Here is a 1,452-nt window from a genome sequence, read left to right on the forward strand (position 1 = left end):
TCCGCGCATGGCCCTCATTGATACAAATTCACGTTTAGCAGCTGGAAGCGCAGCGGACGGCGGCTCGCCCTTGCACGCGGCGAGCGGGCTTGGGCGCGCTGACGGCGGCGGCGCAGCCGCCCTGCCCCCCGGGCTTGTCCCATCTAAAACAAGTCCCCTCGAGATCATTTTCGACAAGGCGCGGGGTAGGGCGAAACGAGTCAAGCGCTTGCGGCGGTCGGTGTGGGCTGCCGGTCATCTGCATGGCCTCGCCGACCATGGTCGCCGTCCACCGGTGGCGTGGTTGGTCACCTTGACATACGTCGGCGTGGACGACTGGCGGGCGGATCACATCAGCATCGCCTCGGAGCAATACCGGCGGCATTGCGCACGCCACAGGGTGCCGTGCCGTTACCTGTGGGTGGCCGAACTTCAGAAGCGCGGTGCAGTGCATTACCACCTGATCGCGTGGCTCCCGAAGGGGGTTCGCATGCCGCATTGGGACAGGGAAACAACCACGGCTGGTGGGCGCCAAGTCAAGGCGTTTTGGTCGCATGGAATGACCAATGTCGAAGAGGCCAGGACGGGGGTCGGCTACCTCATGAAGTACCTATCCAAGTTGGACGACGGCACGGCATTCCCGCCACATTTGAGGCTGTACGGCGTGGGCGGACTGACGCCACAGGCACGGCTGGTTCGGGGTTGGTACAACTTGCCGGAATGGGCCAAACGTGAGCACGGCGTTGGCGATCTGCGGCGCATGGGTTCGCGGTTGATCGTGATGGAGACCGGGGAGATCTTGCCGCCCATGTACGCGCGCCACTTCATCCCCGGTGGCGTGCTGCTGGAGCCGCTTCGAGAGATGCCGGAACGATTCCACGATGGTGCGTATTCGAAGGTGACCTGTGGCACATAGACCCGGCGTTTCGCCTATCCTGCGCTGCGTTGTCAACCTGGGTGTGTGGCTCGTTCGCAGGCGCTGGCGTGTCCTGGCTAAGGTCTATTTCTGGGCGCTGGCTCCGCTCACCAGCTGGCCGGCCTCGCAGAGGTAGACCTGACCCGCGCGACATGCCCGGCGATGTGCTCAGAGCGCCACCAGCGCGCCCGATTGACCACGCCCAAGGCCTCGTCATAGGCATGGCCTCACAGGGCCTCAAAACGCCTTTAAACGCTTCCCGCGCGGCGCAGCCTTTGCGCCCAGCTGGTGGCCGTTGCGCGCCATGAAAACAAGGTTTTGCGCGAAGCGCCAGCGGTGCTATGATTTCCGCACGTTTTGCCATTCTGGTGGCTCAATGGCGTACGCGATCCGGCCCACTCCAGCCGGTCTAGGTAAGTCCCACGCGGCCCACGCACAGCACCAGAAATGGCGAAGCCCACACAGTCCTAGGAAAACTGGTGGGCCTCTGGCGTCCCTTCAACGACAGCTTGAAAGCACGCATGCGGTTATCGTACCAAAACATCTTGCCGTGCGCA

Annotated in this window: 1 protein-coding gene; it reads left to right on the plus strand. The window is 63.4% G+C overall.

Annotated features, from left to right (window positions below):
* Positions 1-274: 274 nt before the first annotated feature.
* Positions 275-895: a hypothetical protein gene (locus B649_RS12385; protein ID WP_291750974.1), complete on the plus strand. Its 621-nt coding sequence runs from the start codon at positions 275-277 to the stop codon at positions 893-895.
* Positions 896-1,452 lie beyond the last annotated feature (557 nt).

Source organism: Candidatus Sulfuricurvum sp. RIFRC-1, assembly GCF_000310245.1.
Classification (GTDB): domain Bacteria; phylum Campylobacterota; class Campylobacteria; order Campylobacterales; family Sulfurimonadaceae; genus Sulfuricurvum.